The organism is Rossellomorea sp. GQ25 (assembly GCF_059758515.1).
Window position 1 is genome coordinate 633,166 of sequence record NZ_JCAXEQ010000001.1, and the last position, 25,653, is coordinate 658,818.

Consider the following 25,653-nt stretch of genomic DNA (forward strand, 5'->3'; position numbering starts at 1 on the left):
TACGATCATATATAAGATAAGGTTTCATTTTTTTCCATTAATCTTGACTTCGCGCTTTCAGGATGAAACGATTTTGGTTTGCTTCAAAGAATCCGTTTTCTTCAATGGATAGATGAATCCTGAACAATTGATCATGGTATTTTTCGACACTGAAATCCGGGACCTGCCAAGGGATGGCTTTCAAGTAATAGACTAATGCACCAATATCATAAAATCGTTGGGAAGAAAATTCTTCCTGAGACAAAAGAATATCAAAACCCTCTTCTCTCAATTGCTTATGGGCATATTCCAGGTTCCAATGTAGAAACTCTTCATTGGTCGGAGCACCGAGAGCTCTATTGATATCATTGCAATCCTCTCCACCCACCTGTTGAGTCAAAAAGATGCCACCTGGTGATAATATCCTATTCACTTCACCAGGTGAATAGGATTCGTGTTTGTTGATGATTAAGTTGAATTGGTTTGTCTCAAATGGAAGATTGTCGTCTCCGTCGATACCTTCTACTCTAACGCCTAATGGCTCCAGGCATTTCTTAGCCACAGGAAGGTTAGGAGCGTATCCTTCTGTTGCAAAAACAGATGGTGGAAAGGGCTGTAGTTTAGAAAGCAATTCTCCTCCCCCCGTTCCCATATCGAGCATTGAGTTCGCATTCCGTATCAGTGGAATCGCCAAACTCCCATACGACCAGGAAATCATTCCAGATCCCATACGGCCGGTTTCGGTGACAAAAGAAAAATCCCATCCAGTGAAATGTTTTTCCACATCATTTAATAAACTTTCAAATAATGAAACTGTCATAGTGTTGACCTCCTTACAATGTATAAAACTTACATTACTATTTTAGTAATCATATGTACCTCTAATAGTTACTATTTTCCATTATACCGAAAAAAGACCATGATTTGGAATTTAATTAGGTATGATTATATAGTCACCATCGTTTACTTTGAAAATATCCTAGTAATATTTACTATATGTTGATTTTATGGGCTAAGTGGAAAGGTGGTAACAACTACCTGTTCCAAAATTAACAGAATTATATTTCAATAGAACTATGAAAACTTTAAAACTTTTATCCATCTTATTGTTGTCTGTCACTTTTGTCATTGGTTTTGGTCAAGCTTCTAAGGTTTCCGCAGCAGGTTCGTATACTGTGAGTTATGGAGACACAATGTGGAAGATTGCCGTAAAGCATCAGGTGGGTGTATCTGAGTTGATTTCGGCAAACCCGAATATCAGCAACCCGAATATGATTTACCCTGGACAAACCCTTAACATACCAGGAGCAAATCGTACCGCTGAAAGCTATACATACGAAGTGGTTAAGCTAGTAAACCAGGAACGATCAAAAGTTGGTTTACCTCCACTGAAGGAAAATTGGGAATTATCACGTGTGGCACGTTATAAGTCAGAAGACATGATTGCGAAGAACTATTTCAGCCACACATCCCCAACATACGGATCTCCTTTCCAAATGATGAAGGATTTCGGAATTTCCTATCAAGCAGCAGGTGAAAACATTGCCGCTGGGCAAAGAACACCTGCCGAAGTAGTTGAAGCATGGATGAACAGCGAAGGACACAGAAAGAATATCCTTTCTCCGACATATACAGAAATCGGCGTGGGATATGTGAAGGGTGGATCGTACGGTCATTATTGGACGCAAATGTTTATAAAAAGATAAAGCAAAGAGACCCCCGATATTATTGGAGGGTCTTTCTCTTTTTTTACAACTTTTGAACAGAATAATACGATGAAGTTCTCTCTGATAAGATTAATAGATTTCCTGAACGATTTCTAATATAACCGTGAAACGTTTGTCACCTAATGGAATAACATTTGGATGAAAACATTGTGAGATCCCGTTTCAGCTCTTATAGTATCAATAAGATTTTGTAATGTTTCTGATAATGAATCAGAGACCTCAATATCGATGAAAAATTGTTCTTTCATTCTTTTCCTCCCCTATTCTTCCTTCTTTATGCTCTCATACGAATTTATAGAGAAAAAGTTTCATTTTTACTAAAAAATTAAAAAAAGAGCCAACCACAGTTGACTCTTTCTCACTATTAGAATGTTTGTGCTAAATCCTTTGCTCTTGCAATCGCATTTGCTTTGATTTCTGCAGCTTTGTCAGGCATAGCTGCATGACCTTCGACGAATAAGCCTTCGAATGAAGGAACACCGTAGAATTGCATCATCACGTCAAGGTAGCGGTGACCCATTTCCATTGCTGCAGCTGGGCCTTCAGAGTAAATACCTCCGCGAGCTTGAATATGCAGAGCTTTTTTGTCAGTTAGAAGCCCAACAGGTCCCTGTTCTGTATATTTGAATGCTTTCCCGGCAACGGACACAGAATCAATATATGCCTTCATTACTGGAGGGAAGGAGAAGTTCCAGAATGGAGTAACAAAAATATATTTATCAGCTTCAATAAATTGCTCTGATAATTCACCAAGTCGGCCTACTTTTGCTTGTTCTTCTTGAGAAAGCTCTTCAAACCCTTGCCCGGATTGTAATTTTCCCCAGCCACTGAATACGTCAGCGTCAATTTGTGGAATGTTTTCTTTGTATAAGTCTACATTCACAACTTCGTGAGTTGGATTTGCCTCTTTATATGTGTCAATAAATGCTTTACCTACTGCCATGCTGTAGGATTGTGTATCATCATGCGGATGTGCCGTAATGTATAAAACCTTTGTCATGTAGAATCGTCCCTTTCTGATTGTGAATTTCATCATCCAGTTCGGTGAAACTAAATTGATTACCTTGAACTGGAATAGTTTTAATTCGAGATTAATATTATAGGATATTTTCTTTAATATCAAATATAAAGCTTCAACGTATAAAAAATAAGGAATTAGTCACGGTATTTAGACTAATTCCTCCTGATTATCCTGTTTATGGATTCGGATATGTTTTTTGAAGAAAGCTCACGGATTGCTTAATCAATTGTTTCAAAACGTCTTGGTCGATATCTGCTACTTTGTTTATGTACACGCAAGCTTTTCCTGTTGTATGTTTACCGAATGAGTTTAATACTTTTTCCCTTTCAGGGTCCCCTGGTGCAAAATATAGACTTATTTTCGCTTTCCTCGGTGAAAATCCGACTAACGGAGCATCTCCTTCGTGCCCGGTTTTATATTTGTAATGATAAGAACCGAACCCGATAATACTCGGTCCCCACATTTTTGCTTTAAACCCGGTCGTCTCTGTGAAAATATCCAGCAGTTTATAGGCATCCTCGCGTTTTTTTGCGTTCTCTACTGCTTCAATAAATTCAATCACACTGCTGTCATTTTGTTTTGTTTTCAATTCATACATTCGACTGCCCCTTTCTGATTCTCACATGTTATTTTACCCACATAGTTCTCTATTTTCCAGCTCAATTCCTGCATCCAGCGTTAAGTTATAAATTTCTCATGGTCAGAATAGTTTAATCAAAAAGGTATTTATTGGGAGTTGTTTCTTTTATCGGCTAGATAAACACCAAATAATTGAAACTATTCCAATATAAAATCGTAAATATACTATCAATATACTGAGTGGAGGAACGTGCATGGGAATCCTGATTGGGATTCAACTAATTGTTATAGTACTTTTTTCATTATTAGGATGGGCGATCCGAGTAAAAAGAGTAAAAAAAAATTATAGGCTGATTTCGGGGTTTGTGACGCTAAGTAAGACAGAACAAGAATAGTTGATTAAAAATGGCTATCCTCAAAAGACCGGGTCTTTATTGATTTATACAGCTGTCGGAATGCTTATCCTTCTTCCCCTTGCTTTCACCTCTTTTCCATATGTAATTGAAGTTCAATTTGTCTTTATGCTTGTCTTTTTAATGGGTGGTTTAATATATCTATCCAAATTTGAGGTTTCAGGCAAAAGGAAAAGAGGTTTCTGGATTAGTTCTACTTTGTCTGTGGTTGTTTTAGGTTTTGTGAGTGTTCTCACTTATCTCGGGTATGAAAAATATGATCTGATTGTAAGGATGAGGTATTTGAGGTCACTGGTTTGTATGGAGAAGTGTGGCAGCTTGAAGAGGTTGAAAAGGTTGAGTTAATGGAAGGTATGCCTGAAGTCACCTGGAAAATCAACGGATTCGGTCTTTCCACCTTGGCTAAAGGACAATTCAAAGTGAAAGGTTATGGGAAAAGCTTGTTGTTTATACACAAGGAAGCTCCTTATATTTATATCCGGGTGAATGATCAACATATCTTTTTGAATGGTGGAAACCCTGGGGAAACCAAGGAGTGGTATGATGAGTTGAAAAAACATTGACTAGGTAACGGCACATAAAATCTCGCCACTTCCCCCCCACATCCAAATTCATTGACATCCCTCCACCCATCGATTATGATAGTCTCATAATTTAATATTCTCCTAAAGGGGAGTAGCTGTAACAATAAAGTCGTCATTACAGAGTTTATCACTCTCGGCTTTATTGACAACCATGTTGTTAGCGAGACCTTTACCAGTTGGTGAAGGTTTATATATGTCTAAAAAAGACCTTTACCAATTCAGGTAAAGGTCTTTTTCTATATCACTTCATTTTGGAAGGAAGTTTTCGACAATGAAAAAATTAAAAACAAACCTCTCTCAACTAATAGAACAAAACAAAAATGAAATATTAAACGATAAAAATGAGATGAACAAAATCGAAGTAAAAATAGATAATAAATATACTTCAACAAAAAAGGAGAATGCCTAATGATTTTACGTAAATATATGTCTCTCTTTGGTATAGGCTCTGCCAAGATTGATCTTGTTTTACCTAAAAACTCGTTCAAGCAAGGAGAACTTTTACATGGATACTTCTTTTTAGAAGGAGGTATTATCGAACAAAAGCTGAGGCGGGTGGAATGTGACTTGGTGATGCTTGATAATAATGGCAAGGAAGAAAAAATCATTGATTCAACTACCGTTTTAAAATCTGATAGCATCAAGGCTGAAGAACGAAACAAATTATCCTTCACCTACCGGATTCCTAATTCTCTGCCATACTCCGAAGAAAACGGGGTACGCTACCTCTTTAAAACGAAGCTGACGTTCGATCAGGGAGTAGAAAGCCTGGATGAGGATTACATTACAATCGATTGAAGCTGAGGTAGGCTCCCCAATAAGGAGCCTACCTTCCATATGTATTATTTATTCTTGATTTCCTCGAGAAGCGTAATAATTCTCTCATTTTGCTCAATCATGGTTTGATTTTGCTTTCTGAATTTGGTGAAATCAAATGAAAAGATTAATAGAAAAATGGCTAAAATGATAACCACTCCATGACCTCCCTTTCCTATCTTCTTTGTTTATAATAAACAATCTCCGGGTCCCCTGGTTCCAGGTTTTCGATCTTTCCACTTGGAGAATAGCCGTTTACTTGAAATGTTTTTTGCATTTGCCGGTTTGATCGATTAGTAGACGAGAATATTTTATCTGACGGCGAAATTTCTTCAACATGTTTCAATAGTAAAGAGGCATTGCCCTTCCTTCTTTCCTCTGGTGAAACAATGATGAGAGAGACGAAAGTATTTTCGAAAAAGTGGGTGTTAAATATAAGAAAACCGGCAGTAGTCTCTCCCTCTCTAACAACTAAACATCTCTTTTCTAATATTGCCTCCTGGATTTGCTCGTGTCTGCTTTCGTTTCCGATCACTTGACAATCAATCTGTATAAGAGATTCCAAATCGTCTATTTGGGCATATGCTACTTTTCTCATGACGCTCCTACTTTCTTTTCTTTAAAAATAAGGAAAGGAATACGATGATCAGGATTAGTACAACTATGCCAATGATTAGTATTCCGGCATTTCCTATTAAAAAATAACTGTCTTCATAACTGTATGTTTCACTTGATGCACTCAAGTTGAATGGCCTCCTCTACATAGAAAAAGACACCGGATTAGAGTGGTGCCTTTTGTTCGAATTTAAAGAGTCTTTGACATTAAGACATTGGTCACTTTGAACCCTGAATTCTGGTACAACGAAAGAGCCACTTTATTATGACCGAATACATGGAGCGCTATTTTCGAGATATCTTTTTCCCTTGCAAATGAGTCCAGGGAATTTAAGGCTTCTTTTCCATATCCCTTCCCTCTTTTGCTTTCATGAATCTTAATATCATAAATGAATGCTTCTCTCCCGTCATCCTGTACATTAATCCATAAAGTCCCTACGTCTTCCTGGTTTTCACCATCCATTAAAGTAAATAAGTAATGATCCTTTGACTCCAGTCCATCTGGCAGTAATTGATTAAATTCGTTTTTAGCCTGCTCTAGTGAAGTTTCCTTTTGGAAGTTACATGCTTTCGTCTTTTCCTCTGCGTACTCTTTAATAGAGTCTTGAATCCAAAGAGTATATTCGTGGTCTTTCATTGGTTGTAATAGAATCATAGAATGAGTGCCTCCTCTTTTTTTCCTATTTCCATCGGTTTCTGATTTCCCTCAGTATCAATTGAAATAATCCTGTAATCCTCTTTTAATTCCTCGGCCACGTCAATAAAACGGAGACCGGTACTTCCAAGACCATGCAGGCCAAACATCACGGAATCAGAAGGGGCTTCACCATTCTGTATGATGAGTGCTGAATAAAACACGCTTCAACGGTGCTCATCTCCTATGTATTGCGATTGTCGTCACGAGCAAAAAAACAGAAGGAAGCAAGTTATTCGCCTCCTCCACCGCCTCCACAATCCCCACCGCCAAATCCGGTGCCGCAGCTGCCTACTGAATCATGGCCTCCATCATATGAACCATAATAGCCCCCATCCCCACTTCTGTCGCCTCTTTTTGATGAATGGGAAAGATTTAAAGCAATCATTGTGAAGATGATTGGAATTAGTATAATGAATAGTATTCCTGTCACTTTTATCACCTCTTGCTATTGTATACGGTCATGAATCAAACAAGGTTTCAGATTATTTAGAATTGATTTGGGGTGAACTTTGAATGAACAAATGGGAACAGCGTTTATCCAGCTCAGATAAAAAAAGCTCCTTGTCTCGAGGTGAAATCTTAACGCTCCCCCAATAACCGGTTCGATAAAAGATTTCAAGGGCATCTCTCGAAGACAAGACTCTGTATCCAGTGAAGATATCCCGGTTAGCTCTCACTCTGGTAAGATCACCATAAAAAATTCGGCTCCTGAACGGACCTCCTTTAATATATAGGTAATCTTCGTACAACTCATATTGCTGAAAGAATCCTGTCCATATAATGATGCCTGCTGAAAAGACGTATAAGCTTACAACGACTATGATGTCCATTATGGTAGGACGACCTATAAAAATAAGTGGAATCAAATATACAATAGAGATAAGAAGCAATAATATGAAAATCACAGAAATAAAAAATCGATCAATTTTAGAACGAAATTTCATTATATGTTCATCCCCTTATTTACTGTCTTTTGGATTCAGCATGTTGAGCTGCTTGTTTAAAATGTACCAATTGGTTCATCTGGAAAATCCAAAGATTATACGAATATGCCAGAATTTATTATGAATGCAATGGGAATTAGTATTGAATGTACTATACTTCTAGTTTACCATTATCATCCAATGCTTTCACGTGATAGTAAAGTATTTTATCAAAAAGCAACATCCCTCCTCATAGGAATTCTTTGTGAAGGGATGTTGCTTTTATTAAGATGAAGCCGTTACACTCTCATCTGCCAAGCCTACTTCCTCTGGATTAAGCTTTGAGGTGTGTGGAAGGGAACGTAAAATTTTGTTTAAGATCCATACGAGGGAAATAAATAAAATTCCACCAGCACTCCAGATGTATTCAGACGTGCTGCTAAATATTTCCGAAAGATAGCCGCCAATAAGGGAACCGAACAGCATGGCCATTGCCTTTAGAGATGATATGACAGAGAATATTCTTCTGAGCAGATGCTGTGGAACGATTGATTGAAGAGCAGCCCCCGTGATGACATTGGTGGCACCAATAGGGATCCATGACACGCAGAATAATATAATGCTTAAGCTATTCATAGGAATAAAACCTGAAATCATCCAAGTGGTTCCACCCAAGAAGAATAATACAATCGTAAGCTTACTCAACGGATAGCGCTCAAACCAGGATGCCCCAATGGCTCCGATCAATGCACCTCCGGAAATGGCTGCTAAGTAAAGACCATATAATTCAGAGCCACCTCTGTCATCAGCAAATGCCGCCAAAATGGCATAGATTGACCCGATGTCAAAGTTTGCAACGATTGATCCCAATAAAAATTTTGCGAGATGGGATTTGAATACGATTGTAAAACCTTCAATTAGATCTTTCTTGTATTCTGCAAAGGCTACGCCTACAGTTTGTTTTTCTATTGATTTCTTTTCGGATTTCATTTTGAGACGTTCCTGTTCGGATTGGTAAGCTGATTTTCATCGGAATGACTCTTATCTTTGCATTTAATTTGAATTGACTTCCATCAAAAAAGACCCATGTCGGGTCCTTTTTGATGATTACTAATTTATTCAGGAGTTTTAAATTGCAGCTTATGAAAAAGTATTAGTAAATCATCCTACTATTAATTCGGCTCCACATGTACATGCACATCGTACACTTCATGCTTCTTCATCAATTCTTCCTCCACAACGCTTGAAATGTCATGTGCCTGTTTAATATCAAGTGTTGACCTTACTAAAATAACCACATCCACGACAGTGTTGTTACCGTAGTTTCTCGCGCGTATATCCTTTACCCCTTTCACACCCGGGATGGTTTGAATGGTCTCTTCGTAGGCTTGAATCAATTGTTCATCAAACCCGTCTGTTAAATAGTGTGAAGCTTCCCGGAAAATATTCCATGCAGTTTTACAAATTAAGAGACCTACAAAAACGGCCGTCAGAGGGTCTAACCAAGGAAGATAGAATTGAGCTCCAATAATTCCGATTACTGTTCCGATACTCACCCATGCGTCAGAAAGATTATCCTTGGCAGCAGCCATAAGGGATTGGCTATTTATTTTTTCAGCCAGTCTTTTGTTATAGCGATAAACCAGATACATGACGATAGCTGCACCCACCCCTGTCCAGGCTGAAAGAAGGTCAGGTGATTGGGTTTTTCCGTCAAATACAGACTGTATGGCATTATATAGTACTTGAAGCCCTACAATCATCATGATGAATGAGGCAATTAGAGAGGCAACGCTTTCTGCTTTCCAGTGACCATAGGGATGATCCTGATCTGCAGGCTTTCTCGAATATTTCAGTCCAATAAGTACAGCAACAGAAGCCACAATATCTGTCGCGTTGTTCAAGCCGTCTGCCTGCAATGCTTCTGAATTGGACGTGGTTCCAATGATAAACTTTATTATTGATAATACGATGTATGCAAGGATACTGATGATAGCTCCGCGTTCACCTGATTTTAACTGTTTATATTTTTCTTGATCCACTGGTTATATCCTCCACACTTTCATTGTGCTTATCATATCAATCCGCAATCATGTGGGTCTATAGCAACCTTCTTTAGTTCAGCTATCTTATTATGAAGAGGTTAAAAATGTTTTGTTGAGCAAACTTTTATGAACACACAAAAAATAGGACTGCGAGTGCAGTCCTGTTTGGTCCTGGAATGGTTAATTCCTATGAATCTTTCGCTATTAGTCTACAATATCAGCTGAAAAACTAGGTTTTGTTAAGCCTGCTTCTTCATAGACGGCTGCCATTTTTTCTTCGAATGCAGCAAATTGTTCATCAGATTCTGTGTATTCGGCGTTCGCCTCATCTGAAAGATTGGCAGCTCTAGTTTCATACGATTTTGCAAGATCATCTAACGCTCCTTGGATTTCTTCCTTCTTAGAATCAAGTGCGGCAGGAACTTCAAGAGCATGAACGTCTTCTGCTACAGATTTAGCAGCTGCTTCTGCATCAGTTTTCAGTTTTGCAATTTCTTCATCAGATGGTTTATCCTCTTCCTTTGCTTTAGCTGCTTCAAATGCATAAATAGCCGAATCATTCGCGTTTACCGTGTTGATAATCTTCATTTGATAGTCTAATAGAGCGCTTTTCATTTCCATCTCATCTGATTTAGCTGTTTCACCTGTTGTTTCAGTATTCGTTTCTTTATCTTTTTCAACTGTACTACCTTCATCACTGCTGCAGGCAGCAATAAATAAACTCATAGATAACAAGATAAACGGTACTAATAATTTTTTCATTATCATTTCCTCCCTTTTTTATGAGCCACTCCAATTACATATATTACCTTATTTGATTTTGTATGTAAACAAATGGATATTATTTTGTATTATTTGTAAATAACTCAACTTCTGTCGGAATAAGTAGTTACCATAACAATATTATCATATATGGTTAATTTTCCTTGTAATACTCTATCAGTATTAGAATCGCGATTTATGGAGCTGGTCTAAAAGGTGAATGATCAGTCCATTTATACGAGCAGGCATTCTTTTCGCTGATAAATTAGGAAATTTGCTGATAAAAGTATCGATTTCGCTGATAAATTTAAAATTCCGCTGATATCCATCTATTCGACTGAACTACCCAAGCCCAAATACTTCTGAAATAGCATGACCGAGCCTTGAATTAGCATTTAAATCGAAAATGAACTGATTTTTCACATCACCCCAGATTCATCTTCAAAAATTCAATATCACCCTTCATTCCAGTAGGTTCCAATTAAGAAATTAATAAGAACATCCTCTTCCTCAGCCTGAATGTATGGAAAGAAAAGTTTTGGTTACGATGAATATTAACATAAGACATATTGGAGGTGCTTTTCTTGGTGAAAAAAGAGTGTTCATGTGAACGCTGTAAGTGTAAGACGAAAAAAGAATGTGATTGTCCTTGCTGTTGTGAAAAATAATATAAGCCCCTAATCTCCATTCGAGTTTAGGGGCCAATTATTTTTATACTCGTACATATACACCAACAATATCGTCGAAATATTGAACTGACTTCATCTCTTCATCAATCCATTCGGTTTGTTTCCATGTATGCTCGATAAATACTTCAGCAATCATTCGCTTCCTATCTCCACCCATTGTATGGGCATCCTTAAGTGCGATGACACTTTCGAATATATTGGCCATTAACTCAGCAATTCGTTTTGCATGATAGGTTTGTGTGTGGACGTCCCCCACTGCTACTTTTTCCAATAATTGTTCTAGCTTAGCGATACCTTCTGTAACCGGGGTGCTAAACAAGAGGAGCTCTTCTGGCAAATTGGATAACTCTTCTTTGATTTTGACCAAAAAGTACTCATGAGCCCGATGCTTATTCATTAATCTTAGTACTTCAAGTCCTAAAATATTTGCAGTTCCTTCCCACACCGTCAATACCTGGGCATCCCTAAGTAAGCGTGGGAGAACAAAATCCTCGATGTAGCCATTTCCTCCGTGCATTTCAATGGCTTCGTGCGAGAAATGAATCGCTTGTTCTGCTGATTCCTTTTTCAAAATCGCAATAAGTAATCTGTTTAGGACGGATTCTTCTTCTGTCGTCGGGGTATCGTCTGAAACGACACGGTCGAACAGGTGGACGAGATGAAATACTGCACTTGTTTCTACCTCTTGCTTGGCTGCAAGACGAGATAGTGTTTCTTTGATCATCGGATATTGAGTTAACGGCTGCCCAAATGCTTCACGATACAAGGCATAATTCCGAGCTTCCAGGTAAGCTCTTCTCATAATACCAATTGATGCAATCGCATTACAGACACGGGATAAATTAAGGGCTTCCATCATATAGTAGATACCCCGGTTCGGTTCTCCTACTAGATAAGCGTATGCTCCTTCAAATTCTACTTCGGCTGACGGCACCGCACGGACACCTAATTTATCTTTCAATCTTCGAATATGAATTCCGTTCAGGGAGCCATCATCGTTTCTCCATGGAACCGCAAATAAGCTGAGTCCCTTTGTTCCATTGCCAGACCCTTCTATACGGGCTAGCACCATGGTCACTCCGCACATCCCTGAGTTGGAGGCAAAGTATTTTTCACCCCAGAGCTGATAGGAATCACCATTTTTAATCGCTTTTGTATCATTGGCGCCAACATCAGATCCTCCTTGGCGTTCCGTTAAGAATGTAGCTCCCTCATATAATTCCACTTCTCCCGTTGATAGCACATGGGGCAGAAATCTTGTTTTTACCTGATGCGAACCATACTTTTCAAGAAGCAAAGCAGTAGCCATGGATAAAGTGACCGGGCAATAAAATCCAGGCTCTGTTTGTGATAAGAGATAGCCTTGTGCAAAGGAATACACATAGTTCCCTTTGTGACCGAGTGGAGGAATTTCTTTATGGATATATCCGACAATCCCCCTGTTATACGTTTGTTCAACCGTTTTCTTATAGCCTTCATTCACCCAGATTTCAGAGATTTCTTCTCCTAATCGGTTGTATTTGATGAGCCTTGGCTGTCCTTCACGATCAGTGTGTACGGCACGATCATCAATTTCCCCTGCGCACAATTCACCGAATCCGTCCAGCTCTTGGTCAGCCCAACCGAAAAAATCTTTGTCCAGATATTGCTTCATGAGTTCTTTGAAATGAGGATCTTCACGATAGAAGTTTTCAATTTTTTTCATGATTTCACCTCCTCTATTTCGTCGCGCAATACTTGTTTCAAAATCTTACCCGTTGCATTACGCGGTAGTGCCGGAATCCCTTCATACAGTTTAGGAATTTTGTAGCTTGCCAGTTTTCCACCTAGATAAGCTTTACATTCCTGGGCAAGTTTTTCTCCTTCCAGGGAACTTACAACATATGCTTTTACGGTCTCCCCCCACTCTGGATGTGGGACACCGACTACTGCGACCTCAGAAATAGCTGGATGCTGGACCAATTTCTTTAGGATAAACATTTACGCCACCTGAAATAATCATGTCCTTCTTCCGGTCGACTACCCAGAAGTATCCGTCTTCGTCCATCTTGGCGAGGTCACCCGTTTTCAGCCAACCGTTGATGTAAGTCTCTTTAGTCTTTTCCGGGTCTTTGTAGTATTCTTTCATATTTCCTTCTCCGTAAAGGAGTATTTCCCCTATCTCATTGACCCCGACCGGTTCTCCATCTTCATTGGCGATGATGATGTCGGTCCCCAGGGCTCCTCTCTTACCAATGCTTCCCCCTTTTTCATGGTGTTCATCCGCGGTTAATAAAGTCCCACTTGGTCCTGCTTCAGTTAGTCCGTATACACAATGAAGGAGGTCCGTCCCTAATTTTTCTTTAATAATATTAATTTCTTCGGCTGATACGGGTGCTCCCCCGTAAAGCCAGTATTTCATGGAGGTGAGGTTATGGGTGTTGATGTTTGGCATTTTAGCAGTGAATAGGTAGGCAACGGGTGCTCCGAAGAAGTGGGTAATCCGCTCTTGGTCGACAAGCTTGAGTAGACTCTCTGGTGTGAAGGTTGGTGATAAGACGTGTGTGCTTCCCACATACGTGCCGGCCACAAGGAAAAGATGAAGTGGTGCCGAGTGACTGAGAGGCATCATTTGTAGTATTCTGCTTTCTGGGTTCATTTCAAATTCAACACACATCATAGTGGATACAGTAAGTATGTTTCGATACGTGAACAGGACGCCTTTGGGTTGACCCGTAGTTCCGGATGTATAAAGGATTGTCGCTTCATCATCTTCGGTTAACCGACAATCGATTTCATCGGTTCTCCCTTCTTTTAATAAGGTTTCAAAGGACTTCCATGAGTCTTGGGCATTTCCTGTTTTCACGCACAATAGCTCATTGTTTTTTAAATCCCTACAGGTTTCCCATAACCATTCGTGAACGAGAATGGCTTTAGCATCGCTATGATCCACTATGTATCCCAGCTCTCCTTGTGTCAGTTTCGTATTGACAGGGACAATGATAGCCCCTAGCCGGAGAACGGCAAAATAACTGATCACGAATTCCTTCGTGTTTGGCATGAATAACACCACTTTATCTCCAAGACCGATACCGCGATGATGTAAACTAGAGGCAAATTGATTAACTGCTTCATTAAGTTGTTGGTAGGTCAACACTTCTCCTTCAGTAACTATGGCTTGATGTGTCGGATATTTACGGGCATTTCGTGACAATAAACGTGAAATATTCAATCTGATGTCTCCCCTGTCTCATTTAATTTTCTGGCAAACTCATCCCTTAGTTCTTCCATTTCTGTTCTCATAGCTTCGAGCTCTTCAATAAAGGTTGTCACCTCCTCGATTCGTTTGGTTCCATATTCAATCGTACGTTCTAATTGCTTCCTTCCAGTTCGATCCTGATCAAATAATAGGACCATTTCTTTGATTTCATCCAAAGAGAAGCCAAAGCGTTTTCCCCTGAAAATCAATTTAAGTTTCGTGATATCACTTTTCGAATAGATCCTCCTTCCTGACTCGCTCCTTGCCGGTTGCAACAGATTTAGCTCCTCATAGTACCTTATCGTGCGTGTCGTTACGTTAAATTCCTTAGCCAGCTTAGTTATTGTGTATGTCATAGTGATCATCTCTTTGTTAGAAAATTTTGATACTTTAAGTTTACCATTGACGTTAACGTAAAGTTCAACTTATTTTTATAATAGTTTTTGGTTCTTTGGTAGGGGTCCCTTTACACATAATCAGAATACTGTTTTCCATATACTAGTAATAATAATTGCAGAGGTGGTGAGTGAATCATGCAGAAGGTATTGTTATTTGCCGATATAGGAATCGATGATACCATTGCCTTGATCTTTTCTCATCTGAGTGAAGAGATTGAACTGGTCGGGATCGTAGCTGAGTATGGAAATGTCCCAAGATCCCGTGCTGTGGCTAGTGTTCACTACCTCATGAAACTGTTGAACCTTAAAGATCAGATTCCGATTATTGGTGGAGCAGAGGTTCCGATGACAGCAGAGCAGCCTAAATTCTATCCTGAAATACACGGAGAATATGGACTTGGACCAATTAAGCCTGGTCTGTATGAAGGAATTATTGAAAATTTCTTTGAAATAATAAGATTGATTGAGAGATATGGGGATGAACTGATCATTGTAAATGTTGGAAGGCTGACGTCCCTCGCGAATATGTTTATCTTATACCAGACTCTTATGAACAAAGTAAAAAAGATTTATATTATGGGCGGAGCGTTCTGGGTACCGGGAAATGTAACGGCGGTATCTGAAGCAAACTTTCATTCTGATCCGATTGCAGTTAAGATTGTTTTGACATATGCAAGTAATCTTACCATCATCCCTCTTAATGTAACTGACCATGCAATTGTAACACCTGAAATGGTTGATTATATCGAGTATAAAGGTCGATCGAAGCTTGTTAAGCCCCTGTTAGACTATTACTATGGTTTTTATAAGAAACGAAATCCATTTATTAAAGGAAGCCCAGTACATGATGCGATCACCCTCATGTCAGCAGCCAATGAAGACATGTTTACGTTTCGAAATCTACCCGTTCATGTAGTGACCTCGAGCACTGGCATTCACCGCGGACAAAGCATTGCTGATATCAGACCGTACATTCAGTTTGAAAAAAAAGCAAAAAAACATCGGATTGCCTTTTCGTTCGAGTATGCCATGTTTTTCGAGCGATTTATGAATGTGATGACCGGGGAATCATTTGAGAGAAAAAAGAAGTGATCTCAACATTGAGGATTGACTCCACTTTGTTGTTTGCATTAATAATTTTGGCTGTAGGGTTGATGTATCTAATAGGATAGAGTAGTTCGTCCTGGGGGAAAGTAATCTTTTATGCCAGTGGCCTAATGGAAAAGTTCCGGAAGAATAATCTATTTGTATATAAGCATAAAAAACGCAATGGGTAGGTCTCTCCATTGCGTTGATAGTTGTTTATATTCGTGTTATTGATTCTGGGAGTGTGATTATTTTAAGCAAGCCCTGCACTTTCTACTACCTATCGTGATTCACTAATTTCTTAAGATCATCTCTCAGCTCTTGGATGGTCTCATTCATTTGTTTTTGTTGTTTTCCCATTGCGAATATCTCCATGCTACATGCGATGAATAAAAGGAATAAAATAATATTGATTAGTTCCATCATTGGTGTACCCCCTTGAAGATCGTTCTTCGCTAGGATACCATAATCAACCAAAAATCGTTTCTATAAATGTTGCAGTTTATTCCAATAGTGATTTTGAATAAACAATCGGAGCGTCTATGCAACCCTTTGAATCATCGACTAATTCAATTAACGCAATACCAGTTATCTTCGCTTCAATTGAGTCTCCTCTTTCTAAACAATGCTTAAAGCCTTGGGATAATTTTTCTGGCGAAAGCTTATTGGCTAAAGTGCAGTGTGGTATCCATTTGTCAGGAAAATAGAGTGGATTAGCTGTTTCATTGAAACCGTGAAAGAAATCATGATGATCCGAATGGAAGTTTAGTAGTTCTCTTGTGATGGTTGGGGAGAAAAATAGAGTTCCGAAGTTTAGAAATGAACCTACGGTGTTGAAGGTGATATCCATCGTTTTTTTATGTTCATAATACTCCTCTAATGCTTTTATGTATTTTTGCTTATCTAATTCTTTATAACTCCCTATCGTAATATGGGGACGTGCATCGTTGATTTCTTCCTCATAGTAAGAAATATTTTTAACGGTTAGTTCCTTCCATATATCTTGTATCAACTCTTCAGTCTTTTCATCGAATAGAGCAATTACCCAGTACATAGCTTAACCACCTTTCCTGTTATACGGATTGTTCATAAGCCCTTCTTCCTTATACTGTAACATAGTCTCAATTTCAGTGGGTTCATAGACCCTTATTCGCAGACGCTTAAATATTGATTGAATCAAGAATTTGTACTTAAATCTAAAGCCTCTTCACCTAAAATGATAAAAATCTTTGACATCGATAAGAAAATGATGTAAATTACCTTATGGACGAACATTTATAAATTGAACAAACTTTAATATTCGTGTTTAGGGGTGTAATAATGGAAAATGTATTTGATTACGAAGATATTCAATTAATTCCTGCAAAATGTGTGGTTAACAGTCGTTCTGAATGTGATACGAGTGTGACCCTGGGTGGACATACATTTAAGTTACCTGTGGTACCTGCCAATATGCAAACCATTATTGATGAAAAAATCGCTGTATATTTAGCTGAAAATAATTATTTCTATATCATGCATCGCTTCGAGCCTGAAAAACGAATTTCTTTTATTAAAGATATGAAGTCCCGCGGCCTGATTTCTTCTATTTCTGTAGGTGTTAAGGATGAAGAGTATGCGTTTGTAGAGCAATTAGCGGAAGAAAAGCTGACACCGGAGTTTATTACAATCGATATTGCACATGGTCACTCCAATGCGGTAATCAGCATGATTCAGCACATTAAAAAGCACGTACCAGATAGCTTTGTGATTGCCGGGAACGTAGGTACTCCTGAAGCTGTCAGAGAACTGGAGCATGCTGGTGCTGATGCTACAAAAGTGGGAATCGGACCAGGGAAAGTATGTATTACGAAAATCAAGACCGGATTTGGTACAGGTGGATGGCAGCTGGCTGCTCTACGCTGGTGTGCAAAAGCCGCTACAAAACCAATCATCGCTGATGGTGGTATCCGTACCCACGGTGATATAGCAAAATCCATTCGTTTCGGTGCGTCCATGGTGATGATCGGTTCCCTATTCGCAGGCCATGAAGAGTCTCCAGGAGATACAATCGAAAAAGACGGCAAGCTCTTCAAAGAATACTTTGGATCAGCTTCAGAGTTCCAAAAAGGCGAAAAGAAAAATGTTGAGGGTAAAAAAATGTTTGTTGAACATAAAGGGTCACTGGAACATACGTTGACCGAAATGGAACAAGACCTTCAATCCTCTATCTCCTATGCTGGTGGAACGAAGCTTGAAGCAATCCGAACAGTGGATTATGTAGTAGTAAAAAATTCAATCTTTAATGGAGACAAAGTTTATTAATCACTTATTATAATGACTTTGTGCCGGGTACATTCGTATCCGGCTTTTTTCGTTAGGGACGGACCTCTATACTATTCGAATTATAGTAGTTTTTCCCATCGGAGGTCCGTCCCTCTTCACTTGTTATAGACACCGGGGGAAATTAAGCTATAATTAGTTTTAATATTATCTTGGGAGGTGAAGTGACTGTGATGAGATTGCTGTTATTGATGGTATTGAGCATGGTGTTCTGGACAGTTCCTGTTCAACAACAGAATCAAAGCCCGATTTTCATAAGTTATGATGATGTGTCTACTATTTCTGACCATGTGTTTTTAACCGATGCAGACATGATTCTCGACGTGGTCCCTTCACTGGTTCAGAAACAAGATGGTATGACTTCTAATAAAACTTCCATTCTTTCAACATTACACTTCAAATTAATCCCTATAGCTGGATGTCTATTTAGTACTGAGATTTTTCCAGACTCAATGGGCTTTCATGAAGTAGTTAAGTCCCATTCAAATTACCTCTGATTCCTTACATTCATAAAAAACGTGTGATCGTAAACCCTTTTTTCTCTTTGCAGTTAAGAGTTTTTTTGCAGTGCCTATTTTAAATAAACATTGATCATTGAAAATTAAATTAAACTGAGGTGCATTCGTATGAGAAATTATGAATATCGTAAGGAATCTATTGCTTGTTATGTCTTCTGTTCTCTATTCCTACTTATCTTTGTTGGAACGATACTGGTATCTGGAGAATTGAGCGGAAATAGCATTATCTCATTCGTCCCTCGATTCTCTTGGGATATGATGATCAAGTGGAAAGAAATTGTTGAAATATTCGATTTAAAGTAAGTTAAAGCAAACTTGCGTACTGAAACTACTTCTATAATAAAGTGAGGAAATAAAAATGAATCTGGGTTTCGGTGAAATAGCGATTATCTTGTTCGTAACATTCCTATTCTTTGGACCAAACAAACTTCCAGACCTCGGAAAAGCTGCCGGTGTGTCTTTGAGAGAATTTAAACAGGCTGTCAGCGGATTGATGGAGGGCGAGGACAAAAATCATAGTGGTGAGAAGAGTATTACTCAAGATATGTAGATACATTTAGGGACGGACCTCTATAAAAACACAATCCCCATTCATCAACGATTTTTAACTTTTAAAGGTCCGTCCCTCCCATTTAAAAACGCGAACCTACGGCAGAGGTAGGTTCGCGAAGTTTTTAGGTGAATCGAATGTTTTGGAGGGGCTTGATTGCTTGTTCAGATCGAGTTTCACCGTAGAGTAGGATACTTGGGTCAATTACGATGGTTTTCCCCTTTGCTCCAGACCACTCGTTTGTTGATGCAATAAGAAGGACATTTTGATTTAAGTATGCTTCTGACCGTTTTCTAGTGCTTGGGTGAACAAATGTCACAGTTTCTGGGTGATCATCCGATCCAACTGTAATAAATGGTGTATCTCTCAAGACGAATTCCTCAACGCCTGCATAGTATTTATGGATCAGACCTTGTGTTGGAGGTTTAACGAAACTGGATGTCAATGTTTTACCAGCCTTGAAGAAAGCCTCCAAATCCAGTAATTCTTTCGTATACGTTCTTCCTGAATCCTGCTGAATCTCTGCGTATACAGCTAGTACAGGCACTTCTGGAAGTGTTAATGCATATTGACGAAGAACAATCCCCTTCATCTTTTCATGCTCCTTAAATTCTGTTGTCAAACAAATCCCTGCCCACTGATGTCCGTGTTGATCCAATTTTGTTACAGATATGATTGCGGTCTTCTCTTTCAACATTGAATAGGAACTAACGGCTTGAAAAGAGTATCTGATACCTCCACCCCACGGATTCCACCACGCCCGTGGACCCGGGTTTGGATATTGATGATCCAACGTTTCCTTACCGTCAATCGATAGGGAATAGATACCAGGATAATAAGCAGATGACGCTTTAAACGACAGGACTCCATTATCTACGGACCAGACATCTTCTTTCCTCCCAACCTTCACTTCCCTCATACCCTTAACAAGTTGCAGAGTTTCTACTTTTCCGAAGTGACTTTTGGAATCGAATTCTCCCTCTATCCATTTTAGGCCTGGTGATGAATGCTTAAGTCCAAGATTCAAACGGGTTACTGACTCATCTTTATCCACTTTTTTCGCGAATGTTTCATTTTCAGATTGAACGGTTAATTTACCATGAATATAAGGTGTAAGCATGGATCGGAATGAATAATCTTCCCTTTCACCAACAGAAGAAATAATATCTCCACCTGTTTTATCTAAAGCATATAGGGGCAGCTCTATCATTTCCCCTTCATCACCCACCACTAACTCCCGCCACTTAGACCAGTGGTTGGAAGTATTGATCCCTACCTGGATGGGACCTAAACACGTTTCTTCCTGGGATTGTATCAGGTCGATTTCATATTCAAGAGCCATTCGCCAATCATCTTTTCTTCCAAGAGCTTCTCCTGGCCAAGCAAGGCCGATAGTATCTCCAATTGAAGAACGTGTGAAAATCCAACGTTCAGCCATATCTTTATCTTTAATATACTCCATAAAAGGAACCAGTGACTCACTGCCGATCAAGACTCCATTTTTTTGTGGGATAGCCATTCCTTCAAAATTTATAAAAACAGGCTGAATCAGGGAAAGATGCTTCCTGTCTTCTTCTCCGGTATTCACCACTTCATGTTTGATTTCCACTAAGCCATCACCGTAAATCTTAAAATAGGTGTTCAGAAGTATGGAGGAAAATGCATCCGACTCTAGTGTTGTTTTTATTACGAAAGCTTCAGGAAGCTCAATATATTCTACAGAAGATGCTTCTTTCTTCGAAAATTCTTCACTGTATGGTTTTCCAAATTTAGGTGTGAAGAAAGTGATCGGATCTTGGGTTGAACTCATAGACCCAATTTTAACGATATGGTTTCGTTTTTCAATCTCAACATAATGTGGGCCATTAAATCCTGACCAATGTTCGTCTGTTTCCCCACCGAATTTTGCTCCAAACCCTGGTAGAGCCAATGACAGCCGAGTAGCAAAAGCAGTCACGTCCCCATTTTTCCCTTCGACCTCTACATTCACTTCTTCTGACAAAAAGCCATTTTTCAATAGTTGGATCGGAAGTGGAATCGAAACTCTCTTTTTCCCTTCAATTTTTGCCATCACTTCTGAGGTTTCCCACTCTACTACCTTATTTACAGGTAGTTTAATCGTCCAGGTAGTTTCTTCTTCTAATTGGCTTACCAAATCAAGATAGAGCATTCCTTTACCATGGGATTTCCAATTCTTTTTTACCGATCTTAAATGAAGCTTCCCCGCTTGTTTAGGAAACACCCCTAGTGCTAATGGGATTGATTGACCGTCCACCTCAACTGTTACCCCGACAGTCGGGTGAGTCTTCCAAGGACTTGGTTGACTGGTTGGCATAGCGACACTGACAGGGAATTCTCCAATCCAGTTCTTTCCCACTAAAACGGTCTCATGGAATTCATGCTTTACATGAGGAGATGATAATCCCGTTAGAGATAGTTCAACTTGTTTTTCACTTCGATTCTCAACATGATACATCACAAAGTGATCTTCTTTTTCAAGGAGCTTAAAGTCAGGCAGCTTCATTTCAACTAAAAGATCCTGCGTTTCAATTAAGCGAATGCCTCGTCCTGTCCGTTCAAATTGAATACGAACGAACTCATTTTCTGCTTCCCATTTGTATTCATAATAAGTATGATCTCGATCTTTCAGGCCATCTGGTTTGATTTCAATTAAACGCTGACTCGTTGTATACCAATCATGTTTCTCAAAAAATGGTTTCAGCCAGTCTATTTGGAGTACCATCGGGATAAAATTCATCAGATGAACGGTGTCATCGCGCTCTTCCCAGAAGAATCCGCATTTTTTGTATAGTGGTACGGCTTTTGTATTACCCGCCCATGTAAATAAATCCAGTCTCGGCCATTTTAATTCCACAGTCTTCTCTAACGCTTTAAGTACGAGTTGTTTACCGATCTTTAAGCCCTGATACTCGGGGTGCACGTTCAGAAGAGGAATGTAGAGGGCACCTTCGTCCTCGCGATATTCAGACAATCCGCAGTAGCCTGCCACTTCATCTCCCACCATTGCCAAAAACAGATGGAGATTTGTGGAGTTAGCTTCCTTATCTTTCACGTCTTGTTCAGTGGTGACAACGGAATCTCCACCCCAGTTTTCACGGCTTTCATTCCACATTTTCGCGATTCCTTTTGCTAAACCTTCATGATATTCTACGATTTTCACTTGCTCCAAAGTAGTCTTCATAATGTCCTCCTACACTAGGTTTTAATATATAGAACCTTATCCTCATGCATTTTTTGAATTGAATAGACGATCGTAATCATCGTCATCGCCTCCTTTTATGTTTTTGGTAATATTTTCTTCACATCCACAGTTTAAGATTTTATGACGAGTATGTAAAGAATATTCTAATAAGAAAAAAGATTTCATTTACTCCAGTAATGGTAAGCTAAGTGGAAAAAGCAGAATAATTTCAGCCAGAATAGATAAACCTACAAGATAAAAAGAAGGTTATGGTATTGAAAATGAAACGACATATTCCAATTGTTCTATGCTTGCTTTTTATTGCCAACACGGCAATAGTTGACCTGAAACCCGTACACGCTCAACAAGAGATTCCCTCCTATGCTAAATGGGGAAGTCTGGCAGTGAAAAAGACTAAAGAGAAATATCCTGATGCAGCGATCGTTGACTACCTTCATATCGGGAAGGAAAATGGATCAAAGGTATCGACTGAGAAGTTTAAGCTATGGTTAAAACGTGGTGGGAAAGAATTTGGTGTGTTTGTGGACATTCAGTTTGAAACGGATACTGAAAAGATGATTGATATCAAATTCACTGAAACGGATCGATAATTCTATCTTTTATAGACCGTACCTCTTAGATAAGCTTATCTAAGAGGTCTTTTTGGGTTTATATACACATTCAGCCATTCCCTCGATGAATCATATAAAAATTATAGGTTTAAATGATATGGTTATTTACCAAAATGGGGAAATCAGGTTATGTGCCTTATAATAATACTAATATTAAGAAAACGAGTGGTACACCCAACCTCTTCTTTGACTCGAAAAAGAATGTATTCTTTGAGAGAAATCCCGATAATATCGCATATGAAGTGACTTCGACTCAATTGCCGGCTATGGTAGGAGGTGCATTAGTAGATCTATATCTATCAAAGGGCCATTTACGCGAACCTCACTGGCATCCGAATGCATGGGAATTGGATGGATAAAGACAAGCTTATCGAATGAGTAAAAAAAGATCAAAGGTCAAGTCACCTTTGATCTTTTTTAAGTTTACAGCTTCACTCTCTGCAATCGCAGGGCATTCAAGACAACGGACACAGAACTAAATGCCATTGCAGCTCCAGCAAGCCATGGTGCCAAGAATCCCATTGCGGCAATGGGGATGCCGAGTGAGTTATAGGCCAGAGCCCAGAACAGGTTTTGTTTAATATTACGAATGGTTTTCTTACTCATGAAGATAGCATCGGCAATGCTGTTCAAGTCACCGCGGATAAGGGTAATATCGGCAGCTTCCATGGCTACGTCTGTACCTGTACCGATCGCCATTCCGATATCCGCCATCGCAAGTGCAGGGGCATCATTGATCCCATCTCCCACCATCGCGACTTTCTTTCCTTCCTTCTGCAGTTTTTGAACTTCCTTTGCTTTTCCTTCAGGTAATACTTCCGCAATTACATGCTGGATGAGAGCTTCCTCTGCGATTGCTTCAGCGGTCCGCTGATTGTCACCAGTGATCATGATGACTTCTAAGTCCATCTCCTTTAACCGTTGAATGGCTCGTTTAGAAGTATCTTTTATAGTGTCCGCTACAGCGACAAGGCCGGCATAGTTCCCATTTATAGCAACGAGCATAACCGTCTTCCCTTCAGACTCAAGGGTTTGTTTGGTTTCTAACACATGATGGATCTGGACACCATTTTGTTCCATAAGTTTCGTGGTACCGATGACCACTTCTTTATTCACAACTTTTGCTTTTACACCATACCCTGGAATAGCATCAAATTCTTCACTACCTAATAAAGTAATCCCTTTTTCTTTAATCCCTTTTACAATTGAAACAGCTAGTGGATGCTCAGAAGATCGTTCCACCGCTCCAACCAAAGCAAGAAATTCTACTTCAACATGTCCATCTGCCACTTTTACATTTGTTAATACCGGCTCACCGTTTGTAACAGTACCCGTTTTGTCGAGTACAACGGTTGTAATTCCATGGGTCGATTCCAAATGTTCGCCGCCTTTAAAGAGAATCCCGAATTCTGCTGCACGTCCCGAACCTGCCATTATCGAAGTCGGAGTCGCTAACCCAAGGGCACATGGACAGGCAATCACAAGTACGGCAATCAGTTTTTCAAGTGCTTCGGCAAAATTACCTGGTTCAACCCAAATGTACCAGACAAGAAATGTCAGGACTGCAATTCCTACAACAATAGGGACAAATATACCTGATATTGTATCCGCTAATCGTTGAATAGGAGCCTTGGAACCTTGAGCATCCTCCACCACTTTGATAATCTGTGCCAAGGCAGTATCCTTCCCTACCTTTGTAGCTTTCATTTTAAGGAATCCGTTTTTATTCATTGTGGCACCGATTAATGTATCACCTATAACTTTATCCACTGGAACGCTTTCTCCTGTAATCATCGATTCATCAAGTGCTGAACGACCTTCGATGACTTCTCCATCTACAGGAACTTTTTCACCTGGTTTGATATACACAATATCTCCTGTTACAACGTCTTCTAAAGGAATTTCTACATCCTTCCCATCTCTTTCTACCGTTGCTGTTTTAGCTTGAAGTCCCATAAGCTTCTTTATGGCTTCAGAAGAACGACCCTTTGCCTTGGCTTCAAACAATTTCCCGAGAATAATTAGTGTGATTAAGATGGCACTTGTTTCAAAATATAGCTCAACCATATGCATTCCTGATCCAATGGACTGATAGGCAAGAAACACACTGTAAAAGTAAGCAGCAGATGTACCAAGTGCGACCAAAACATCCATATTGGCACTCTTGTTCTTTAATGCTTTATAAGCACCTACGTAAAATTGTTTCCCGATAATAAACTGTACAGGAGTTGCTAAAGACATTTGCACCCAAGGGTTCATTAAGATATCCGGTAATGGGATGAACGATGTAAATTCAAAATGACTGACCATTGACCACAATAGGGGCAGCGATAATAATAGAGACCATATGAATTTACGCTTTTGCTTCTGAATCTCTTGAAGTTTATGATCGGTTTGTTCTTCTTGATTGTCATCATTTTTCACTGTTGCACCGTAGCCAATTGAATCAACCTTTTTAATGATTTGATCTGTCGTGATTGTCCCAGGGGCATACTCAATGGTTGCTTTTTCTAATGCCAAATTAACCGTTGCATGTTGTATACCATCTTGCTTATTCAATACTTTCTCGATTCTTGCAGAACAAGCAGCACAGGTCATCCCGGTAATATCAAACTCTGTTTTTTCCAGTTGTACGTCATAACCTAGATCCCGAATGCTTTTTTGAAGATCCATTGGTTTCACTACTTCAGGATTGTATTTTACCGCTGCTTTCTCCATCGCGAAGTTGACCGTAGCCTTTTCTACACCTTCCATTTTATTTAAACCTTTTTCAATTCGATTCGCACAAGCAGCGCAAGTCATACCTGTTATATCTATATTGGTTTCTTTATGCTGAGCCATTTCCAATCCCTCCATA

30 protein-coding genes and 2 pseudogenes are annotated in these 25,653 nt (G+C 39.3%); 11 read left to right on the top strand and 21 right to left on the bottom strand.

The window, feature by feature from the left end; translation table 11 throughout:
* Nucleotides 1–37 precede the first annotated feature (37 nt).
* The gene (locus AC6CIB_RS03480) at nt 38–799 is read right to left on the bottom strand and encodes a class I SAM-dependent methyltransferase (RefSeq protein WP_498278031.1); all 762 of its coding nucleotides are present in this window, start codon (nt 797–799) and stop codon (nt 38–40) included.
* Nucleotides 800–1,055: 256 nt separating this feature from the next.
* Between AC6CIB_RS03480 and safA the strand changes: the two genes are divergently transcribed.
* Nucleotides 1,056–1,685, top strand: coding sequence for a SafA/ExsA family spore coat assembly protein (gene safA / locus AC6CIB_RS03485; protein WP_498278033.1), 630 nt, complete (start codon nt 1,056–1,058; stop codon nt 1,683–1,685).
* Between the two features lie 140 nt (nt 1,686–1,825).
* Here the strand turns inward: safA and AC6CIB_RS03490 are convergent, their stop codons facing one another.
* From AC6CIB_RS03490 to AC6CIB_RS03500, 3 genes are all read right to left on the bottom strand, one after another.
* A complete protein-coding gene (locus AC6CIB_RS03490; protein ID WP_498278034.1) occupies nt 1,826–1,954 on the bottom strand; it encodes a hypothetical protein in 129 nt (42 codons plus the stop codon).
* Nucleotides 1,955–2,070: 116 nt separating this feature from the next.
* Complete coding sequence (locus AC6CIB_RS03495) at nt 2,071–2,706, bottom strand: FMN-dependent NADH-azoreductase (RefSeq protein ID WP_498278035.1); 636 nt, start codon at nt 2,704–2,706, stop codon at nt 2,071–2,073.
* Between the two features lie 196 nt (nt 2,707–2,902).
* A complete protein-coding gene (locus tag AC6CIB_RS03500) occupies nt 2,903–3,325 on the bottom strand; it encodes a DUF1801 domain-containing protein (protein ID WP_498278037.1) in 423 nt (140 codons plus the stop codon).
* Nucleotides 3,326–4,015: 690 nt separating this feature from the next.
* On the opposite strand from AC6CIB_RS03500, the gene AC6CIB_RS03505 reads away from it, so the two are divergent.
* The 3 genes from AC6CIB_RS03505 (at nt 4,016) to AC6CIB_RS03515 (ending at nt 5,101) form a co-directional block, all read left to right on the top strand.
* Nucleotides 4,016–4,282 carry a PH domain-containing protein gene (locus AC6CIB_RS03505; RefSeq protein WP_498278038.1) on the top strand — a complete coding sequence of 89 codons (267 nt, stop codon included), beginning with the start codon at nt 4,016–4,018 and terminating at the stop codon, nt 4,280–4,282.
* A 292-nt stretch (nt 4,283–4,574) separates the two neighbouring features.
* Nucleotides 4,575–4,712: an FbpB family small basic protein gene (locus tag AC6CIB_RS03510; RefSeq protein ID WP_498278039.1), complete on the top strand. Its 138-nt coding sequence runs from the start codon at nt 4,575–4,577 to the stop codon at nt 4,710–4,712.
* Nucleotides 4,712–5,101 carry a sporulation protein gene (locus tag AC6CIB_RS03515; protein WP_498278041.1) on the top strand — a complete coding sequence of 130 codons (390 nt, stop codon included), beginning with the start codon at nt 4,712–4,714 and terminating at the stop codon, nt 5,099–5,101. The genes AC6CIB_RS03510 and AC6CIB_RS03515 overlap by 1 nt, the downstream gene beginning before the upstream one ends.
* 44 nt (nt 5,102–5,145) lie before the next feature.
* Here the strand turns inward: AC6CIB_RS03515 and AC6CIB_RS03520 are convergent, their stop codons facing one another.
* From AC6CIB_RS03520 to AC6CIB_RS03580, 13 genes and pseudogenes are all read right to left on the bottom strand, one after another.
* A complete protein-coding gene (locus tag AC6CIB_RS03520; RefSeq protein ID WP_498278042.1) occupies nt 5,146–5,277 on the bottom strand; it encodes a hypothetical protein in 132 nt (43 codons plus the stop codon).
* Between the two features lie 17 nt (nt 5,278–5,294).
* The gene (locus AC6CIB_RS03525) at nt 5,295–5,717 is read right to left on the bottom strand and encodes a GNAT family N-acetyltransferase (protein WP_498278044.1); all 423 of its coding nucleotides are present in this window, start codon (nt 5,715–5,717) and stop codon (nt 5,295–5,297) included.
* 7 nt (nt 5,718–5,724) lie between these two features.
* Nucleotides 5,725–5,862, bottom strand: coding sequence for a hypothetical protein (locus AC6CIB_RS03530; protein ID WP_498278045.1), 138 nt, complete (start codon nt 5,860–5,862; stop codon nt 5,725–5,727).
* Nucleotides 5,863–5,924: 62 nt separating this feature from the next.
* Nucleotides 5,925–6,389, bottom strand: a complete 465-nt coding sequence (locus tag AC6CIB_RS03535) for a GNAT family N-acetyltransferase (protein WP_498278046.1) — start codon at nt 6,387–6,389, stop codon at nt 5,925–5,927.
* A complete protein-coding gene (locus tag AC6CIB_RS03540) occupies nt 6,386–6,592 on the bottom strand; it encodes an alpha/beta fold hydrolase (RefSeq protein ID WP_498278047.1) in 207 nt (68 codons plus the stop codon). Before AC6CIB_RS03540 ends, AC6CIB_RS03535 begins: the two co-directional genes overlap by 4 nt.
* A 68-nt stretch (nt 6,593–6,660) precedes the next feature.
* Complete coding sequence (locus tag AC6CIB_RS03545) at nt 6,661–6,861, bottom strand: YxzE family protein (RefSeq protein WP_498278049.1); 201 nt, start codon at nt 6,859–6,861, stop codon at nt 6,661–6,663.
* A 52-nt stretch (nt 6,862–6,913) separates the two neighbouring features.
* Nucleotides 6,914–7,375 (bottom strand): PH domain-containing protein, encoded by a 462-nt coding sequence (locus AC6CIB_RS03550; protein WP_498278050.1) that lies wholly within the window; start codon nt 7,373–7,375, stop codon nt 6,914–6,916.
* Between the two features lie 264 nt (nt 7,376–7,639).
* A complete protein-coding gene (locus tag AC6CIB_RS03555; RefSeq protein ID WP_498278051.1) occupies nt 7,640–8,344 on the bottom strand; it encodes an MFS transporter in 705 nt (234 codons plus the stop codon).
* A 182-nt stretch (nt 8,345–8,526) separates the two neighbouring features.
* Complete coding sequence (locus tag AC6CIB_RS03560) at nt 8,527–9,396, bottom strand: cation diffusion facilitator family transporter (RefSeq protein WP_498278052.1); 870 nt, start codon at nt 9,394–9,396, stop codon at nt 8,527–8,529.
* Nucleotides 9,397–9,603: 207 nt separating this feature from the next.
* Nucleotides 9,604–10,161 (bottom strand): hypothetical protein, encoded by a 558-nt coding sequence (locus tag AC6CIB_RS03565; RefSeq protein WP_498278054.1) that lies wholly within the window; start codon nt 10,159–10,161, stop codon nt 9,604–9,606.
* A gap of 711 nt (nt 10,162–10,872) precedes the next feature.
* Nucleotides 10,873–12,555, bottom strand: coding sequence for an acyl-CoA dehydrogenase family protein (locus AC6CIB_RS03570; protein ID WP_498278056.1), 1,683 nt, complete (start codon nt 12,553–12,555; stop codon nt 10,873–10,875).
* Nucleotides 12,552–14,061, bottom strand: a pseudogene (locus AC6CIB_RS03575) (class I adenylate-forming enzyme family protein). Before AC6CIB_RS03575 ends, AC6CIB_RS03570 begins: the two are co-directional and overlap by 4 nt.
* Nucleotides 14,058–14,444 (bottom strand): MerR family transcriptional regulator, encoded by a 387-nt coding sequence (locus AC6CIB_RS03580; protein WP_498278057.1) that lies wholly within the window; start codon nt 14,442–14,444, stop codon nt 14,058–14,060. Before AC6CIB_RS03580 ends, AC6CIB_RS03575 begins: the two are co-directional and overlap by 4 nt.
* 174 nt (nt 14,445–14,618) lie before the next feature.
* Between AC6CIB_RS03580 and AC6CIB_RS03585 the strand changes: the two genes are divergently transcribed.
* Nucleotides 14,619–15,578, top strand: a complete 960-nt coding sequence (locus AC6CIB_RS03585; protein ID WP_498278644.1) for a nucleoside hydrolase — start codon at nt 14,619–14,621, stop codon at nt 15,576–15,578.
* Between the two features lie 270 nt (nt 15,579–15,848).
* Here AC6CIB_RS03585 and AC6CIB_RS03590 read toward each other — a convergent pair whose 3' ends face one another.
* Nucleotides 15,849–15,998: a hypothetical protein gene (locus tag AC6CIB_RS03590; RefSeq protein WP_498278058.1), complete on the bottom strand. Its 150-nt coding sequence runs from the start codon at nt 15,996–15,998 to the stop codon at nt 15,849–15,851.
* Nucleotides 15,999–16,074: 76 nt separating this feature from the next.
* Nucleotides 16,075–16,626, bottom strand: a complete 552-nt coding sequence (locus tag AC6CIB_RS03595; RefSeq protein ID WP_498278059.1) for a 2'-5' RNA ligase family protein — start codon at nt 16,624–16,626, stop codon at nt 16,075–16,077.
* A 266-nt stretch (nt 16,627–16,892) separates the two neighbouring features.
* Between AC6CIB_RS03595 and guaC the strand changes: the two genes are divergently transcribed.
* From guaC to AC6CIB_RS03615, 4 genes are all read left to right on the top strand, one after another.
* A complete protein-coding gene (gene guaC / locus AC6CIB_RS03600) occupies nt 16,893–17,876 on the top strand; it encodes a GMP reductase (protein ID WP_498278061.1) in 984 nt (327 codons plus the stop codon).
* Nucleotides 17,877–18,064: 188 nt separating this feature from the next.
* Nucleotides 18,065–18,391, top strand: a complete 327-nt coding sequence (locus tag AC6CIB_RS03605) for a hypothetical protein (RefSeq protein WP_498278062.1) — start codon at nt 18,065–18,067, stop codon at nt 18,389–18,391.
* A 129-nt stretch (nt 18,392–18,520) separates the two neighbouring features.
* Complete coding sequence (locus tag AC6CIB_RS03610) at nt 18,521–18,715, top strand: hypothetical protein (RefSeq protein WP_498278064.1); 195 nt, start codon at nt 18,521–18,523, stop codon at nt 18,713–18,715.
* A 55-nt stretch (nt 18,716–18,770) separates the two neighbouring features.
* Nucleotides 18,771–18,962: a twin-arginine translocase TatA/TatE family subunit gene (locus tag AC6CIB_RS03615; protein ID WP_498278065.1), complete on the top strand. Its 192-nt coding sequence runs from the start codon at nt 18,771–18,773 to the stop codon at nt 18,960–18,962.
* Nucleotides 18,963–19,086: 124 nt separating this feature from the next.
* Here the strand turns inward: AC6CIB_RS03615 and AC6CIB_RS03620 are convergent, their stop codons facing one another.
* Entirely contained in the window at nt 19,087–22,164 is a 3,078-nt protein-coding gene (locus tag AC6CIB_RS03620; RefSeq protein WP_498278067.1) for a GNAT family N-acetyltransferase, read from the bottom strand.
* Nucleotides 22,165–22,433: 269 nt separating this feature from the next.
* On the opposite strand from AC6CIB_RS03620, the gene AC6CIB_RS03625 reads away from it, so the two are divergent.
* Both AC6CIB_RS03625 and AC6CIB_RS03630 read left to right on the top strand, forming a co-directional pair.
* Nucleotides 22,434–22,775, top strand: a complete 342-nt coding sequence (locus tag AC6CIB_RS03625; protein ID WP_498278068.1) for a YqzG/YhdC family protein — start codon at nt 22,434–22,436, stop codon at nt 22,773–22,775.
* Between the two features lie 134 nt (nt 22,776–22,909).
* Nucleotides 22,910–23,149, top strand: a pseudogene (locus tag AC6CIB_RS03630) (cupin domain-containing protein); the annotation flags it as partial.
* A gap of 70 nt (nt 23,150–23,219) precedes the next feature.
* On the opposite strand, the gene AC6CIB_RS03635 reads toward AC6CIB_RS03630, so the two are convergent.
* Nucleotides 23,220–25,637 carry a heavy metal translocating P-type ATPase gene (locus AC6CIB_RS03635; RefSeq protein ID WP_498278069.1) on the bottom strand — a complete coding sequence of 806 codons (2,418 nt, stop codon included), beginning with the start codon at nt 25,635–25,637 and terminating at the stop codon, nt 23,220–23,222.
* Nucleotides 25,638–25,653: the final 16 nt, after the last annotated feature.